At 66.1% G+C, this 15,131-nt stretch carries 17 protein-coding genes and 1 tRNA gene; 9 read left to right on the top strand and 9 right to left on the bottom strand.

Translation table 11 applies throughout. From position 1 onward, the window contains the following. Positions 1–49 precede the first annotated feature (49 nt). Complete coding sequence (locus BM150_RS06290) at positions 50–670, bottom strand: TetR/AcrR family transcriptional regulator (RefSeq protein ID WP_092925109.1); 621 nt, start codon at positions 668–670, stop codon at positions 50–52. A 182-nt stretch (positions 671–852) separates the two neighbouring features. On the opposite strand from BM150_RS06290, the gene BM150_RS06285 reads away from it, so the two are divergent. After that, entirely contained in the window at positions 853–2,388 is a 1,536-nt protein-coding gene (locus BM150_RS06285; protein ID WP_245755298.1) for a glycosyltransferase family 39 protein, read from the top strand. A 38-nt stretch (positions 2,389–2,426) separates the two neighbouring features. Here BM150_RS06285 and BM150_RS06280 read toward each other — a convergent pair whose 3' ends face one another. The 3 genes from BM150_RS06280 to BM150_RS06270 form a co-directional block, all read right to left on the bottom strand. Next, positions 2,427–2,987 (bottom strand): methyltransferase domain-containing protein, encoded by a 561-nt coding sequence (locus BM150_RS06280; protein WP_092925106.1) that lies wholly within the window; start codon positions 2,985–2,987, stop codon positions 2,427–2,429. Positions 2,988–3,290: 303 nt separating this feature from the next. Beyond that, positions 3,291–4,613, bottom strand: coding sequence for an aspartate aminotransferase family protein (locus tag BM150_RS06275; RefSeq protein ID WP_092924933.1), 1,323 nt, complete (start codon positions 4,611–4,613; stop codon positions 3,291–3,293). A 210-nt stretch (positions 4,614–4,823) separates the two neighbouring features. Further along, a complete protein-coding gene (locus BM150_RS06270) occupies positions 4,824–5,210 on the bottom strand; it encodes a DUF5313 family protein (RefSeq protein ID WP_092925105.1) in 387 nt (128 codons plus the stop codon). Between the two features lie 120 nt (positions 5,211–5,330). On the opposite strand from BM150_RS06270, the gene BM150_RS06265 reads away from it, so the two are divergent. Beyond that, positions 5,331–5,407: transfer RNA gene (locus BM150_RS06265), tRNA-Pro, on the top strand. A gap of 242 nt (positions 5,408–5,649) precedes the next feature. On the opposite strand, the gene BM150_RS06255 is transcribed toward BM150_RS06265, so the two are convergent. Next, on the bottom strand, positions 5,650–6,027 hold the full coding sequence (locus BM150_RS06255; protein ID WP_092924929.1) for a hypothetical protein: 378 nt from the start codon (positions 6,025–6,027) through the stop codon (positions 5,650–5,652). A gap of 164 nt (positions 6,028–6,191) precedes the next feature. Between BM150_RS06255 and BM150_RS06250 the strand changes: the two genes are divergently transcribed. Then, positions 6,192–7,445, top strand: coding sequence for a sensor domain-containing diguanylate cyclase (locus BM150_RS06250; RefSeq protein ID WP_175496705.1), 1,254 nt, complete (start codon positions 6,192–6,194; stop codon positions 7,443–7,445). Positions 7,446–7,830: 385 nt separating this feature from the next. Here BM150_RS06250 and BM150_RS23630 read toward each other — a convergent pair whose 3' ends face one another. Further along, entirely contained in the window at positions 7,831–8,343 is a 513-nt protein-coding gene (locus BM150_RS23630) for a hypothetical protein (protein ID WP_139219457.1), read from the bottom strand. A gap of 77 nt (positions 8,344–8,420) precedes the next feature. After that, positions 8,421–9,140, bottom strand: a complete 720-nt coding sequence (locus BM150_RS06245; protein WP_092924927.1) for a GNAT family N-acetyltransferase — start codon at positions 9,138–9,140, stop codon at positions 8,421–8,423. A 209-nt stretch (positions 9,141–9,349) separates the two neighbouring features. Here BM150_RS06245 and BM150_RS06240 point away from each other — a divergent pair, with 209 nt between their 5' ends. Both BM150_RS06240 and BM150_RS06235 read left to right on the top strand, forming a co-directional pair. Beyond that, entirely contained in the window at positions 9,350–9,772 is a 423-nt protein-coding gene (locus tag BM150_RS06240; RefSeq protein WP_139219456.1) for a class I SAM-dependent methyltransferase, read from the top strand. A gap of 99 nt (positions 9,773–9,871) precedes the next feature. Beyond that, positions 9,872–10,294 carry a DUF4440 domain-containing protein gene (locus tag BM150_RS06235; RefSeq protein WP_092925103.1) on the top strand — a complete coding sequence of 141 codons (423 nt, stop codon included), beginning with the start codon at positions 9,872–9,874 and terminating at the stop codon, positions 10,292–10,294. Positions 10,295–10,474: 180 nt separating this feature from the next. Here the strand turns inward: BM150_RS06235 and BM150_RS06230 are convergent, their stop codons facing one another. After that, positions 10,475–10,780: a hypothetical protein gene (locus tag BM150_RS06230; RefSeq protein ID WP_092924923.1), complete on the bottom strand. Its 306-nt coding sequence runs from the start codon at positions 10,778–10,780 to the stop codon at positions 10,475–10,477. A 221-nt stretch (positions 10,781–11,001) separates the two neighbouring features. Here BM150_RS06230 and BM150_RS06225 point away from each other — a divergent pair, with 221 nt between their 5' ends. Genes BM150_RS06225 through BM150_RS06215 form a run of 3 tightly spaced genes read left to right on the top strand, consistent with a single transcriptional unit; the run spans position 11,002 to position 12,819 of the window. Then, positions 11,002–11,862: a helix-turn-helix domain-containing protein gene (locus BM150_RS06225; RefSeq protein WP_092924921.1), complete on the top strand. Its 861-nt coding sequence runs from the start codon at positions 11,002–11,004 to the stop codon at positions 11,860–11,862. Then, the gene (locus BM150_RS06220) at positions 11,859–12,212 is read left to right on the top strand and encodes a DUF397 domain-containing protein (RefSeq protein WP_092924919.1); all 354 of its coding nucleotides are present in this window, start codon (positions 11,859–11,861) and stop codon (positions 12,210–12,212) included. Before BM150_RS06225 ends, BM150_RS06220 begins: the two co-directional genes overlap by 4 nt. 31 nt (positions 12,213–12,243) lie before the next feature. Further along, positions 12,244–12,819: a YdeI/OmpD-associated family protein gene (locus tag BM150_RS06215; protein WP_092924917.1), complete on the top strand. Its 576-nt coding sequence runs from the start codon at positions 12,244–12,246 to the stop codon at positions 12,817–12,819. A 48-nt stretch (positions 12,820–12,867) separates the two neighbouring features. Here BM150_RS06215 and BM150_RS06210 read toward each other — a convergent pair whose 3' ends face one another. After that, the gene (locus BM150_RS06210) at positions 12,868–13,239 is read right to left on the bottom strand and encodes a cupin domain-containing protein (protein WP_092924915.1); all 372 of its coding nucleotides are present in this window, start codon (positions 13,237–13,239) and stop codon (positions 12,868–12,870) included. A gap of 463 nt (positions 13,240–13,702) precedes the next feature. Here BM150_RS06210 and BM150_RS06205 point away from each other — a divergent pair, with 463 nt between their 5' ends. Further along, positions 13,703–14,935, top strand: coding sequence for a PucR-like N-terminal domain-containing protein (locus BM150_RS06205; RefSeq protein ID WP_092924913.1), 1,233 nt, complete (start codon positions 13,703–13,705; stop codon positions 14,933–14,935). Positions 14,936–15,131: the final 196 nt, after the last annotated feature.

The raw sequence follows: 15,131 nt of genomic DNA, 5'->3' as shown, positions 1-15,131 counted from the left end.
CGGCACGGATCGCGGGGGTGGGCGAGACCCCGTGTCCGGCTGTCGCGATTCAGCCTCGACCGGAAACCACCATGCCGTCGCGGAAAATACGGGTGTACTGCTCCGCGATCCCCTGGACGCTCATGCGGCCACCGGGGTTGTACCAGCGCACGGCGGCGGAGACGGAGTCCCGGATGAATCGGTGCGCCAGGCGGGGACTGAGCTCGGCGCGAAACACACCCGTCCGCTGGCCCTGCCGCAGCACACGTACCCAGATGCGCTCGAAGTCGCGGTTCGCGGTGTCGATGTAGCCGAACCTGTCGAACCCGGCGAGGTATCCGGCCTCGTTGTGCAGAACGGCCATCGCCCACCGATGGCGGTGCAACGCCGCGAACGCCTCGTGGATCAGCTCGCCCACCGTGGTGTGCGGATCGTGCCCGGCGTCGACCACCCGGCGGAACCGCTCCAGCTGCGCGTTCAGGTACTCCCGCAGGATCTCGTCGACCATCGCCTCCTTCGAGTCGAAGTGGTGGTAGAGACTGCCGGGCAGTATCCCCGCCTCGTCGGCGATCTCACGCATCGTGGTGGCCGCGACCCCGCGGGTCGCGAACATCCGGGCCGCCATGGACAGCAGCTCCGCCCTGCGCCCGGAACCACGCTCCTTGCCGCTCGTCCGATTCCCACCGCTCATCAACGACATTGTCCGGGCGCACGCGGGAGTTCGCCGGAAAGCAGCGGGGTGCTCGACGGCTGGAACTCCGCCGTGCTCGCGGCCCGGCCCCGTCCGGGAGCGGTCGGACTCGGGCACGTGATCACTCACTGCCCGGGCGGGGCCTAGGCTGATCGTGGTCGAGTCCACTTGGAGGAGTTTCGGTGTCCGCGTCCCCGTCCACCGTCGAGCGGCGGAACCCGAACACGCGTGCGGCGATGGGGACCACCTCGTTCGCACGCGTGCCGGTACCGCTGCTCGCGGGAGCAACCACCGCCCTGTTGCTGGTGCTCAGCCCTCGTTACGGCTATCTCTCGGACGAGCTGTACTTCCTGGCCGCGGGCAAGTACTACCTGGACTGGGGCTACATGGACCAGCAGCCGCTGGTCCCGTTGTTGGCGCGGTGGGCCGACGCGCTGGCTCCGGACTCACTGCTCGTGCTGCGGTTCGTCCCCGCCCTGGTGACCGCGGGCGGAATCGTGCTCACCGCCCTGATCGCCCGGGATCTCGGCGGGGATCACCGGGCACAGACCCTGGCGGCCGCTGCCTACGCGATCTCACCGTGGCTGCTGCTCAGCGGTCACTGGCTGGCCGCTGCCACGCTGGCGCCGCTGGAGTGGGGCCTGATCCTGTGGTTGCTGATCCGCTGGACCCGGTGGCACCGAGCCGGATTTCGCAGGGACAGGCTGCTGTGGGGCACGACGGCGGTCGTGGTCGTGGGGGTGCAGACCAAGTTCCAGGTGGTCCTGTTGTGCGTTGCGGTCCTACTGGCGGTTCTCGCAGTCGGACCACGTCGGATGCTGCGCCGGCCGGCGGTGTGGCTCGGTGCCGGAGCGGTACTGGCCACGTCCGTGCCGACCCTGCTGTGGCAGCACCGGAACGGATGGCCCGCCCTGGACATGGGCGCGGTGGTGGCGGGCGAGACGCGACGCCTGCTGTTCGTGCCGAACGCGCTGTTCTACTCCGGGGTAGTGGTGGGAGCGGTGCTGTGCTGCTACGGGCTGTGGCAACTGCTGCGAGCTCCCGAACTCGCCGAGTACCGGTTCCTGGGGTGGACGGTACTGGGCCTGGTGTTGTTCTTCCTCGCGGCCGGTGGCAGACCGAACTATCCGGCGGGAACGTTCGGGTTGCTGTTCGCCGCGGGCGCGGTGGGACTGCGGCGCCGCCGCGAACTACCCGGGCACAACAGGGCCCGTTGGGTCCCGTGGGTGGTCTATCCGCTGTCGGCGTTGCTGCCGATCGCGCTGCTGCCGATCTATCCCCTGCCGCTGTTGGCCGCCCACCCCGAGCTGCCCAGCTACAGCAGGATGTACGAGACGGGGTGGCGAGCGCTGGCACGAACAACCGCGAGTGCCTACCGCGAGCTGCCCGCGGAACTGCGCGAGGACACGGTGGTGGTGGCGGAGAGCTATCCGACCGCGGCGGCGCTGGACGTGCACGGGCGGGAACTCGGGATACCCCGGGCCTACAGCCCGCACCGGGGGTACTGGTTCTTCGGGGCCCCGCCCGATTCGGCGCGCGCGATGCTCTACGTCGGCAGCGAGCATCCGCTGGCGCCCCACTTCGGCGACCGGCGGCAGCTGGACACCGTGCGAACCGAGCACAACGTGGTCAACATCGCGCGCGGCGTCGCCGTCACCCTCTACACCGAACCCGAGCTGAGCTGGTCCGAGCTGTGGCCCCGGATCCGCGGGATGTGAGTGCGGCGGCCCGCCGAGCGGAAGCTCAGCCCGGAAGCTCAGCGACGCGCCACGGGCCTGCGGCAGACGTAGACGCGAGCGGGTGGCACGTTGCGCCAGACGGTGCGCGAGGTGATCACCTCGTCGAACGCCGCTCCCAGTCGGTCACGGAATCGCCGGGCACCCGACATCCCCAGCGCGTGTGCGTAGGCGATGGTGGTGAACCCGCCGCCGGGTGCCAGTACGGAACCGATCTCGCGCAGGATCCGCCGCTGCGATTCGGCGGCGAACAGCGACCAGGGCAGCCCGCTGACGACGGCGTCCGCCGACTCGATCCCGTTCTCGGCGAGCAACTCGCCCAGCCGCATCGCGTCCCCCTGCAGGACCTCCAACCAGGGCGCCTCGGTGCGCAGGTGCTCGCACATACCGGGGTCGACCTCGACGGCGACGTGGCGTCCCCCTTCGGGGACGCGCTCGGCGATGGCACCGCTGAGCGCACCGGTTCCGGGGCCCAGCTCGACGACGACCGGCTGTTCGACGCTCGGCACGACGGCTGCCATCTCCCTGGCCAGCACGGGAGAACTCGGCAGGACGGCACCGACGGTGGAGGGTTCGCGCACCGCCCGGTTCACGAAAGTGCGGTACTCGGACAGCAGCGAACCGCTGCGGGATGCCGGTCCGGCGAGGTCACCGGATCCGGTCTGCTGGGATCGTGTCAACGGATGGCCTTCTCGTTCGGTCCTGTCCACGCCGGAGTCACCGATCGTGGCGGTATTTCGGCCGGAAACCCGGCACGGTGTCTGACTCCGGGCGTCACGGGGTTCGGGACGGCCACGCCGGAGCGAACCGCCCCTACTGGCAACCAGCCTAGCGCCCGGTGGTGCGGGAGCGCGGACGTGGCCGCTGCTACGCCCGTTCGGGCGTCACGCGACGGGCGTCGCGGCGCGCAACGCCTCGACCAGCGCCCGAGCCCCTTCGGTCGCCTCCTCCTCGGTGACGCTCAGCGGCGGGGCGATACGCAGCACGTTTCCCTCCAGTCCCCCTTTGCCGATCAGCACTCCCCGCTCCCGCGCCCGCTCGGTGACCGCGGCCGCGGTCTCGGGGGCGGGGGTTCCGTCCGCTCGCGCCAGCTCGACACCGAGCATCAGCCCCTTGCCGCGGATCTCGGCAACCGAGCTCAGGGACTCGGCGGGCCGCAGTTCGTCGCGCAGCACCGCACCGACCCGACGCGCGTTCTCCCGCAGGTCGTGGCGCTGGTGGTAGTCGAGGTTCGCCAGCGCGCCGGCGGCTGTCAGCGGGCTGCCGCCGAAGGTGGAGATCGAGTTCGCGGCGACGCTGTCCATGACCTCACCCCGGGCCACCACCCCGGCTATCGGAAGACCGTTGCCGATCCCCTTGGCGAAGGTGACCACGTCCGGCGTGCCGTTGTCGGCGTGCGCCTGCCAACCCCAGAAGTGCTCGCCGGTGCGTCCCCAGCCGGTCTGCACCTCGTCGCTGATCCACAGGATGCCGTGCCGGTCCAGCACTTCTCTGAACCGCGCGAGCAGGCCGTCCGGGGGCGCGGCGAACCCACCGACGCCCTGGATCGGCTCGGCGATCAGGCACGCCACGTTGCCGTGCAGCTGATCGAGGGTGTCCTCCAGGTCGCGCACGCAGGACTCGGTGAACTCCTCGTCGCTCAGCCCCTCCAGCATGGTGCCGCGCCTTCGGGTGCCGTGGACGTAGCTGGTCTGCACCGGTGAGAGGCTGCTCGGCGACCAGCTCCGGTTGCCGGTCACCGCCAGCGAGGCGAACGAACGGCCGTGGTAACTGTTGCGCAGCGCCAGGATCTGGTTGGAGGCCCGGTAACCGGTGGCCAGCAGCAGAGCGGTGTCGTTGGCCTCGGTGCCGCTGGTGGTGAAGAAGACCCTGGGATCGTCCAGGCCGGACAACTCGGCGATCCGTTCCGCCAGGTCCACCATCGGCCGGTTCAGGTACAGCGTCGAGGAGTGCAGGATCCTGCCTGCCTGTTCGGCCACCGCCTTGGTCACCTCGGGCACGGCGTGACCGGTCATGGTCGTGAGGATGCCGCCGAAGAAGTCGAGGTAGCGGTTTCCCTCGCCGTCCCACACGTGTCTGCCGGAGCCGCTCTCGATGTCGATCGGCTCGGAGTACATGGTCGACAACCAGGACGGCATCACCGCGGCACGCCGCCGCGCCAAGCGTGCGTGCTCTCCGCCCCGGTCGAAGCCCGCTTCGGCGTTCATCGTCACTCCTGTCAGCTCCGCCGTTGGTGCCGCCGGACCGCTTCGCGGGCCAGCGTGGTCTCGAACATATGGGCGAACCTGGGTCGGGGCAATACCGAAGCACGCGAACGGAGCGACTTCGGGAGGGCCTCATCCGGCCGGGGAATCCGGCCGGTCTGGTGGGTGGGCTCGTTCTGCCGGGTTCATTCGGCCGAGTTCGTCCGGGTGAGCTCATTCGGGTCGTCCGCGCCTGCGCGCCTCGTCCCTGGTGGCCCTGCGGACCTCGCGGTACATCGCGCGGGTCTCACGTCCGATCCCCGGGGGGTAGCCGTGTTTGATCACGCGGTGTTCACAGCTCTCGCCCATGGCGCTGATCGAGTAGAACAATCCCACCAGCAGCCCCAACGCGACCGAGGACAACCGGATGTAGAGCGGGCCCGGCAACAGCAGCACCACCACGCAGAACGGGGCGAGCTGCGTCAGGGCGCGGAGGAGATGGCGGAGCACCCAGGTACGGCAGGTCACGTCGTGCAGTACCCATTCGGCGAGGTGAGCGGGTAGCTTGCCGCCGAACGTGTACCAGACCCACTGCGGGGGGTTGGGCCGGTGCTTCCCCATCGTCCCGACGATAGCCCGCCTGCCGCGGCTCGCTCGCCGCCGGCGGGTGAACATGACCGCCACCCCCGTGCTCCGGGGCCGCAGAAGGTGGTGTAAGCTGATCACAGTTCAACAGAAGAGCGGGACGTGGCGCAGCTTGGTAGCGCACCTGACTGGGGGTCAGGGGGTCGTGGGTTCGAATCCCGCCGTCCCGACCAGAACTCAGCCCCGCTGATCTGTCACCACGTGCCAGGTCAGCGGGGTTTTTCGTTATCTCCTGCCCGCGGTGGTGTCGATCCGGCACGCCGACACGAACGCGTCGCACGGCCGGGGTCTCGTCGTGGTTTCACCGAACCTCGGAAATCCCTCGGTCGCACTGCTCATCGTGCCCGAACAATTCACCGTGATTTCGAAATCAACAGGATCGGAGCACCCGAAACGGAACGGCACGACCTCCGAATTACCGGGAGTCACCGGTTTCGTCGGAAGGTAGTGCGGTCGTCTCCTGGATGTGTTGCACCTCAGCCCAGTAGCCCTGGGCCTGTTCGGAGGCTTGATTCAGTACCTGCCGCAGACTGCTGAGATGTTCGACAGCCCGGTCGAGCGCCTCGTGAGGGTGGTCCTGCAGTGCATGGCGGTAGAGGCGTTCGCGGTCGTTCTCGTCGATCTGGGAAACCAACTCACCCGCGAACGCGGCCATCGCACCCAGCGTTCCCACCAGAGCCGAACCGTAAGCGGTCCAATCCATCTCGTCGAGACGGGTGTGGCGCTGGCTCTGTGCGGCGTTTTCGAGTTCGGTCCGCGCGTTGTAGATCGATTCCAACGGGTGGTCCGGCATACTCACGAACTCATTCTACCTCGGCAGCCGGGAACACGCTCGCTGCTTGACGGCCGAGGAGATGCTTGTCGACCTCTCCACGAGGCCCGGACGGGACAGAGCGCGACTACTGCCCTCGGGGAGACGAGCGGTGAATCCGGCCCCGGGCGGTTAGCGTGGATGCCGTGGAGGCCAGAGCGTGGCGAGCGAGGGAACACGTGCTGTGGGAAGCCCTGTGGAATCAGGCAGCGGGCCCGATCGCGCTCGTCGACCTGTCGGGACGCCACCTGGATGTCAACCCCGCCCTGTGCGATCTCCTCGGCTACGACCGGGAGACGCTGCTGCGGCTGTCACCCGCGGAAGTCACATATCCGGGCGACTACGCGTTGGAACGAGAGACGATCGACAGCCTCGTAAGGGAGGAGATCGACTGCTTCACCTCGGAGAAGCGGCTACTGCGTTCCGACGGCCGCGCCGTCCTCGTCCTCGTCAACAGCTCGCTGATCAGGACGTCGGACGGCTCCCCCGAGATGATCGTGTCCCAGTTTCACGACATCACCGCGCGCCGGGAGTCGGAACGACTGTGGCAGCAGACGCTGCTCAACGCACCGGTCGGGGTGACCTCGATGGACCTGGAGGGACGTCTCACCGAGGCCAACGGCAGATTCTGCGAACTGGTCGGTCTGCGCAGGCGAGAACTAATCGGTCAACTGTGCACCGGTCTGATCTACGACGGGGACCAGGCACAGGTCGATGCCCTGAACGCCGAGTTCCGGAACAGAAGCACCGACTCGGGGACAGTCGAGATTCGCCTGCGACACCGGGACGGCCATACCCTGTGGGTCCTGGGCAGGCTGGGTCTCGTTCGAGGACTCGACGACCAGCCGGCCTATGTCATCGGCCAGTACGAGCCGATCGGCGACGATACGCAGGTCAACGAGGAACGTCTGGCCGAGCTGACCCGCATGGCGCTGCACGATCCGCTGACGGACGTAGCCAACCGTTCCCTGCTCGGCGACCGATTCCAGCAGGAGCTCTGCGCGTTGTCGAAATCCGACGGCGTACTGGTCGTACTGCTGGTCGACCTCAACGGGTTCAAAGAGGTCAACGATCAGTACGGCCACGACGCGGGCGACGAGATCCTGCGAGCCGTGGCGCACGAACTTTCGAACGCCGTACGCTCCGGCGATACCGTGGCCCGCATCGGAGGGGACGAGTTCGTCGTCCTCGCCTGTCTGGTCCACCAGACGGAGGCTGTCGAGCTGCGTACCAGGGTCGAGCACCGACTCAATACGGCGACCAGCACAGCGGCCGGAGGCATCCGAGTCACGGCCAGCGTCGGCATGTCCTCCACCCGCGATCCATCGACCTCCTACCGGGACCTGAAAAACGAGGCCGATCAGGACATGTACATTCGCAAGCACAATTACAGCTTGTAGGTCGACAACCTCGCGAGGGGCCCGAATCCGGGCACAGGACCCGCTTTTACGACCCTACCGGGGCCGGGAAAACCGAGTTCGACTACGATTCGAATGATCTTCCTTGCACCGGAAATTTTCCGATACGACTTCGAGGGGATAGTACGACTTCCGGCAAGAGAGAAAGGCACGTGGCTCCGCCTGGCTCACACAGCAACTCTGCCGAACGAGGAAGTCAGCACCACGATCCGCAAACTACATTTCAGGAATGTTCTTCGATCCACACATCCCCATCAGACTCCAGGCGACAACTACGCAAGCCAGTGGATCCGTCACTCATCCGCAGCTTCAATTCCCACGCTTCCCGGACGGACAAAATACCAAAAATTCAACCAGAAACCATGATTTAGTCCGACCAAGGAATAACCCGTGGACAACGAAAATACCACCAATAATCCCCACGGAAACGAACCCCTTGTCTTTTAAGTTCGACGCCTCCGTCGTGCACAGTAACCCTGCAAAACCTTCGATCGACAGGATCGACGATGCTTTCCAAGACGCCGGACAAACTCACCCCAACACGATCAATAACTTCCTGAATTCCGCTCCTGATGTCAAGATCGTTATGGTATTCGAATACCATATACCAATCATAGGGCGACCAATCACTCTCCATAACTTCCACCAAGATCTCCCAATTACGCAAACGATTTCTCGTCGAATGGACACCACGAAGACTCTCGAACACAGTCGGACTCACACCGGGAAACCTCGACAAGGTATCACTGTAATCAATTGATGACATCAAATCCTTGTCTTCCTCTGAAAGACGATCGAACATCCGCTCAACCCAAGTGACACGAGGACTGTTTTCAGACAAAACAAACACCCTTTTGCTTGACCTGATGACCTGAAGCACTTACGCACCCCCGCTCTTTCTCCGCCAGCCTGACGCAATGCGACCGGTAGAGAATATTTCTTCGTTTCGGGAAATTATCACGGCGTCCGGAACCCGCGAAAGGTAACCGCTTTGCGGACCACGAAACCGAGTCGTTCGTAGAGCGCGCGAGCATCGCTGTTGGCAGCCGCCACGTGCAGGAAGGGACGCTCGCCCCGGGACTCGATACGTTCGATCATCGCGAGCACCAGCCGGGCCGCGTGGCCTCGACCGCGCGCTTCGGGAGCGGTGCAGACGGCACTGATCTCGGACCAGCCCGTGGGGCGGAGCCGCTCGCCCGCCATCGCGACCAGCACGCCGCTCTCGCGGATGCCCAGATAGGTGCCGAGTTCGTACGTGCGGGGCCGGAACGGCCCCGGGGCGGTCCGCGCGGTGAGGTCGAGCATCTCCGGAACGTCGTCGGCGCCCAGCTCGACCACGGCCGGACCGTGCTCGCAGGCGTCGTGCTCGAGTGGGTTGTGAGCGGGGTGACTGTCGGTGGGACGGATCAGCTGCAGACCTTCCAGGGAGAAGACCGGCTCCCAGTCCGACGGCGGGGTCGCCGGACAGCTGAACATGTCGGCCAGCTCGCCACGACCGAGCAGCTCCGCCAGCTCCGACCACGAGTCCCGGTCCGGCTCGGCGGGCAGCGCGCAGAAGGTGGCGACCTCCGGCGTGTAGGTGGCCGCCCGGCCGACCAGACGAGCCAGGTGCGCGTGGTTTCCGCGCAACGACTCGCCGACGGGGTCGTCGAGTACCTCCGCGTCGCGATCGACCATCGTGGTGCCCCTCCTCCGTCTGGAAGGTGTTCGTGGCGAGCTCCGCCGTCCGGAGCATCCCACCGACCGATTCCCGTTCCTCCGGTTCCCCCGTCACCGGCTGGTGGAAGGAACCGCCACACGAGCTCGGGACGAAGAGGGCGCACCCGGCGCAACCCGCCCGGAAATGCGGGCGCTCCGGTGGACGGTGCCTGGCAGGCTGCGTGGTCATGCGGAACACGGATGGGGAACCCGGGCTCGGTGACGCGTTCGGCATTGCTCTTCGGCAGCACCACGAGGGCCGGAGTTCCTTCGAGATCGTCGAGCGCGACGACGGCCTGATCGGCGTGAACGACCTCGCTCCCTACTTCGCGGACCGGGCCGACTGGCCCGCGATCGATCAGCGTGCCGCACCGGGGATCACCGGCAGGGTGCTCGATCTCGGTTGCGGGGCGGGCAGGCACGCCGTTCCGCTGAGCCGCGACGGCTTCGACGTGCTCGGGATAGACTCCTCGCCCGGTGCCGTGGACGTGGCACGCGAGCGAGGCACAGCCGCGCTGGTCGGCCGTGCCGACGCCCTGCCGGACGATGTCGGCGGCTTCGACACGATCCTGGTGCTCGGCCAGAATATCGGGCTAATGGTCCGCCGATGACCGAGTCGTCCGAGCGGAACACGAGCACGCTTTCCGAGATTGACTTCGAGTTCGATCGAAGTCCTATTCTCGGTTCGATTCCGTTCGAAGGAGCAGCGCATGACCACGAAGGTACGGCCGAGGCTGAACGATCCGGTTGCCCAGGACGCCGCGAAGGAAGCGGTGGAGCGCTTCACAGCCCAGCTGCAGCGGGGCCTGGACACCTACGACGCCGAGCTCTACGACCGCGACTTCGCGGCGGACTTGCTCTGGGGCAGTCCCTACGGGAAGACGCTGGACGACGTCGAGGAACTGCTCGACAAGCATCACGCGCTGATGGCGGCTGAAGCGGCACCACCCTCGCGGTTCGAGATCGTGCGGGTCACCGCTCCGGCGCCAGGCGTGGCGATCGCGCACATCCGCCGCCGGGCGCTCGACGAGACCGGGTTCTCCGAGATGGCGCTGTACACCCTGGTCGAACGGGACGGGCGGTGGTGGCTGGCCGCCGCGCAGAACACGCCGATCGTCGAGCCGCACGACTGAGTACCAACCGGTCTCCGACCGAGGGAACGGACAACCGCGCGGCCACGATCGCTGTGGACCGAGCAGCGATTTTCCGAAAGGTTCCCTCCGGCTGTCCGACCCCAGGTGAATACCGGTGAACGCGTCGTCGAGCACGAATCCGCGGCGACGACGCGTTCCTCCGGGAAACGCCGCATCGGCTCACGTTTGCGGCAACCAGACCAGCCGGAGCTCGCGAGCCATCCCCAACACCTCGCACGCGCTCTCGGCGGAGCCGAAACTTCCCCGCATCCGCCCCGCCGCACCGAACACCTCGGCATGTTCTGCCAAGGCGAGGCCCCACGCGAAGATCTCGGCGTCGGCCCGCTCGCCGACCTCCTCGACCAGCGCGAACACCCGTGGCGCCTGCTCGCGAACGAAGCTCTCCACCAGCGCCGCGAACTCGGCTGCGTCTCCCAGCGGCTCCGACGGTGCGTGCTCCGCCGCGAGGATCTCGTTGTCGCTCATGACTACCTCCCGAGCTGAAAGTTTCCGCCTTGTGCCGGACTCCCTCTCAAGGAGAAGGGTTGAGATATCCAGCACTACTTATAGACTAAACTTAGTTTCTAAGTTTCTCTATTGCCTGATCAGGTGTAGTGATATGACACTGCGTGTTCAAACGATACTGTTGGCGAACACTCGTACGTCGTGGACGATGAGACAGGCACGAAAGAGACCGGAGGTCAGGCGTGGCTTCAAGCCCGACCGTGTGGCGCAGATGGCTGGCCCACGAACTGACGCGTCTGCGCAAAGAGGCCACGCTTGAACGCAGGGATGTGGCGAAGAAGCTGCGCTGCAGCCCCCAGAAGGTCGGCCACATTGAGACAGCCTTCGTGCCACCCAAGGTCCGCGATCTCGAGGAGATCCTGCTCCCGCTGTTCGGTGTGCCTGAGAACCGCTGGCCCTACTATCTTCAAGCCGCCAGGGACGCCCGTAAGAAGGGCTGGTGGGAGAGTTACGAATCCGAAGCCCTCCCCGACTGGTTCTCCCTGTTCGTCGGTCTCGAACAAGGTGCCTCGCAGATACGCATCTATGAGGCCCAACTCATCCCCGGTTTGCTTCAGACACGCGAGTACGCGAGGGCTGTTTCCCAACGGGGCACAGTGGAACGGCACCAGGAACAAATCGACCAGCACGTCGAAGTCCGCATGTCCAGGCAGAAAGCGCTCATTCGGGAAGACAAGCCGCTGCGTGTATGGGCAGTGTTGGATGAGGCAGTGCTACGTCGCAGTGTCGGTAGCAGAGAGGTCATGCACGAACAGCTCGTGCATCTGAACTCGATGAGCAAGCGGCCAAAAATCACCGTGCAGGTCATCCCTTTCGAGTACGGCGCTCATCCGGGTATGACTGGTCGCTTCCAGGTCCTGGATTTTCCTTGGGCTGACGACCCGGGCGTCACCTACGTCGAACATCGAGCAGGTGCACTCTACTTGGAGGAACCCGGTGAAATCGAGGCGCACACCGTGGCTTTCGAACATCTCTGTGCTCTTGCCCTGTCTCCGGACGACTCAACCACAATGATCGAATCGGTCGCGAAGGAGTACTCATGATTTCGCTCTCGCAGTCTCGACTGACCTGGATCAAGAGCAGTCGCAGCGCTGACCAGGGGGCCTGCGTGGAAGTGGCGACTGTCCCGGAGGAGATGAGCTGGCGCAAGAGCAGCTACAGCGGAGATCAGGGTTCCTGTGTGGAAGTGGCGACCGTTCCGGCAAGAACGAGCTGGCTCAGGAGCAGCCACAGCTCCGACCAGGGCGGCAACTGCGTCGAGGTCGCCTACCCGGCCGGCGGGGTCGCCGCGCGGGACTCGAAGGACCCCCACAGCGGCGTGCTGGTCTTCGAACATTCGCACTGGAAAAGCTTCCTGGACGCCGTGCGGCGGGAAAAACTGGAGCACGGCTGAGAGCGGGAACCGGTTCTGGTTGGATCGGGGCATGACGGCCGAGAACGAACCGGTGCTCGAATTCGCCTCCGGCGAGCAGTGGCGGGAGTGGTTGGCGAACAATCACGACGACTCGTCGGGGGTGTGGCTGCGCATCGCGAAGAAGAACGCGGCGACGACCTCCGTCTCCTACGCGCGAGCGTTGGACGAGGCGCTGTGCTTCGGCTGGATCGACGCCGTGAAGCGCTCCTACGACGACAGCTCCTGGTTGCAGCGGTTCACCCCGCGCAAGTCCCGGAGCAAGTGGTCGAGGATCAACCGGGACAACGCGGAGCGCCTCATCGCGGAAGGTCGGATGTGCGAGCCCGGACACCGCGAGGTCGAGAAGGCCAAGCAGGACGGCAGGTGGCAGGCCGCCTACGAGCCGCAGCGCACGGCCACGGTGCCCGAGGACCTGCGGCGTGAGCTGGACGCCAACCCGACGGCCAAGGAGTTCTTCGACAACCTCGACAGCCAGAACCGGTACGCGATCCTGCACCGGGTGGCCGACGCCAAGCGCGCCGAGACCCGCGCTCGCCGGATCTCGCGGTTCGTCGCCATGCTGGCCGAGCACCGCAAGTTGCACTGACGCCCCACGCGTTCGGCGCCGCCGCACTTCCTCCCGCCGAACCGCCGATCAGGCCAGCGAGTCGTCGTAGGAGGCCGTCAGCGAACTGTCCGTCGCGTCACCGGTGTTGACCACCCCTCGCGGCTCCATGAGCACCGCGTGCACCTCTCCCTCGGCCACGGGACAGTGCTCCACCCCACGAGGAACGACGTACAACTGCCCGGGGCGCAGTCGAACGTCGCCGTCCCGCAGCTGAATGGTCAGTTCGCCGTCGACGACCAGGAACAGTTCGTCGGTGTCCTCATGGGTGTGCCAGACGAACTCGCCCTGAACCTTGACCACCTTGATCTCGTAGTCGTTGAGCCGGGCCACCACTTTCGGTGCCCAGTGCTCGGAAACCCGGGAGAGCTTGTCGGCGATATCAATCGGATGATCAGTCATGGCCCGAGTCTAGTGCGAGTTCGTCGACTCGACCTCCCCAGTTCCCGGCCTGCGGAATCCATGGCGGACTCTCCCCCGTCCCACCCCGACATCGAGCGGCTGGATCCGCACTGCCCTGGCACTACGGGCTTCCTGGCACTACGGGCTGCCCCGGCACTGCGAGCCGTCGAACACCCCGAACCGTACGAACCGGTAAACTCGCGTTCCCGGAAAAGCCGCCGTACTCGCATTCGTGCAATTGCAGATGCATATTCGCCCTACCCGCGCGAAAACCGCACGCAGCACGAAATATCTCCATTTTTCACGTGTTACTAATAAATGGCACAACGCGCTCACCCAAACGGGCTATTAAGCATCCCGGGAAACTGTCACTAGAGTGATTACTCATCAGTAGCACGAACTGCGGAGCAAGAACCGGAGTAGCGAACCGGTTCTCCTCGCCTCCGTTGCACGAGGGAGGGTTATGCCGAAACTGGCCAACAGTACCGAGTCCACCAGACTGTGGGCAGCGCTCCCCGACAACCTCGCGACCCTGTTGCGGCCCGAGATACCCAGTCTGGCGACCCAGATCCTCACCGAGATCCAACGGCAGATCCCCGAGTACGCCCGCCCGCTGGACCAGCACTACGTACACGCGATACGTCGCGGCATCGAGGAAGCCCTGACCAGGTTCGTCGACCGGATCGCCGACCCGAGCACACCGCTGCGACGCTGCGCCGAGGTGCATCGCGCGCTGGGCAAGGCCGAGATGCGGGAGGGCCGCAGCCTGGACAGCCTGCAGGCCGCCTACCGGATCGGCGCACGGTTGGCCTGGCGACGGGTGGCGGGTATCGGCGAGCGGATACGACTGGCACCCCGCACCACGCTGTTGCTCGGCGAGGCGATCTTCGCCCACATCGACGAGCTGACCGCCCTGTCGGTGGAAGGCTACGCGGCCGCCCAGGCGCGTGCCGCGGGCACGCTGGCTCGCAGGCGCAGGAGGCTGCTGGAGCTGCTGGTGTCGGAACCACAACCGGCGCAGCGCACCATCGAGGAGTCGGCCGTTACCGCGCAGTGGCGGGTGCCGCGCCAGGTGACCGTGGCGGCACTGGAGCAGTACGACGAAACCCGCTCCCGAACCGGCACACCGTTGTCCCGCTGGAACGCCCTGGTCGACCTGGAGTGCGTCGAACCGCACGTGCTGCTACCCAGTGACCACGGCGAACCGGACGAGATCGACTGGGAGACCGAACTGGCCGGGTGGCGGGTGGTGGTGGGCTCCCCGGTCGCGCTCGACCAGGCGGGCAAGTCGCTGCGCTGGTGCCGGAGGATGATGGGACTGATCCGCTCCGGTGTGTGGCCGGACCAGCACATCAACCGGTGCCATGAGGACCTGTCGAGCATCCTGTTGCTGCAGGACGAACATCTGATCAGGGAACTCGCCAGGCAACGGCTGGCACCGCTGAACGGGCTGCGTCCGAAACAGCGGACGCGACTGGCCGCCACACTGCTGAGCTGGCTGCAGACCCGTGGCGGTGCCCCCGAGATCGCCCAGCGGTTGCGGGTACACCCGCAGACCGTCCGCTACCGGTTACGGCAGCTGGAAGAGTTGTTCGGCGAGGCACTGCACGATCCGGAGTCCCGTTTCGACATGGAGATAGTGTTGCGGGCCTCGAACATGCTCTCCGGTGACACCGAGGACTGGCTGGCCGACTGAGATTCCCCGCCCGGGGGTACAGGTCCCCGGTCGGCGAAACCTTCCGTCCACCCTCACTTCGGAGGACCCGACGTCGAGTGGACGCCTACGCCGTCGGGTTTTCCCCGCGAGAGCACGGCTCCATCCGGGATGACGGTCCGGCCCGGGCGTCGATTTCTCGCGAAATCGCCGGGACGGTGGGTCCTGTCGGCAGGGG

The sequence above is a fragment of the Actinopolyspora alba genome, from assembly GCF_900112765.1.
GTDB lineage: Bacteria > Actinomycetota > Actinomycetes > Mycobacteriales > Pseudonocardiaceae > Actinopolyspora > Actinopolyspora alba.
The sequence above is the reverse complement of the archived record's forward strand: the minus strand, read 5'-3'. Positions and strand labels throughout refer to the sequence as shown.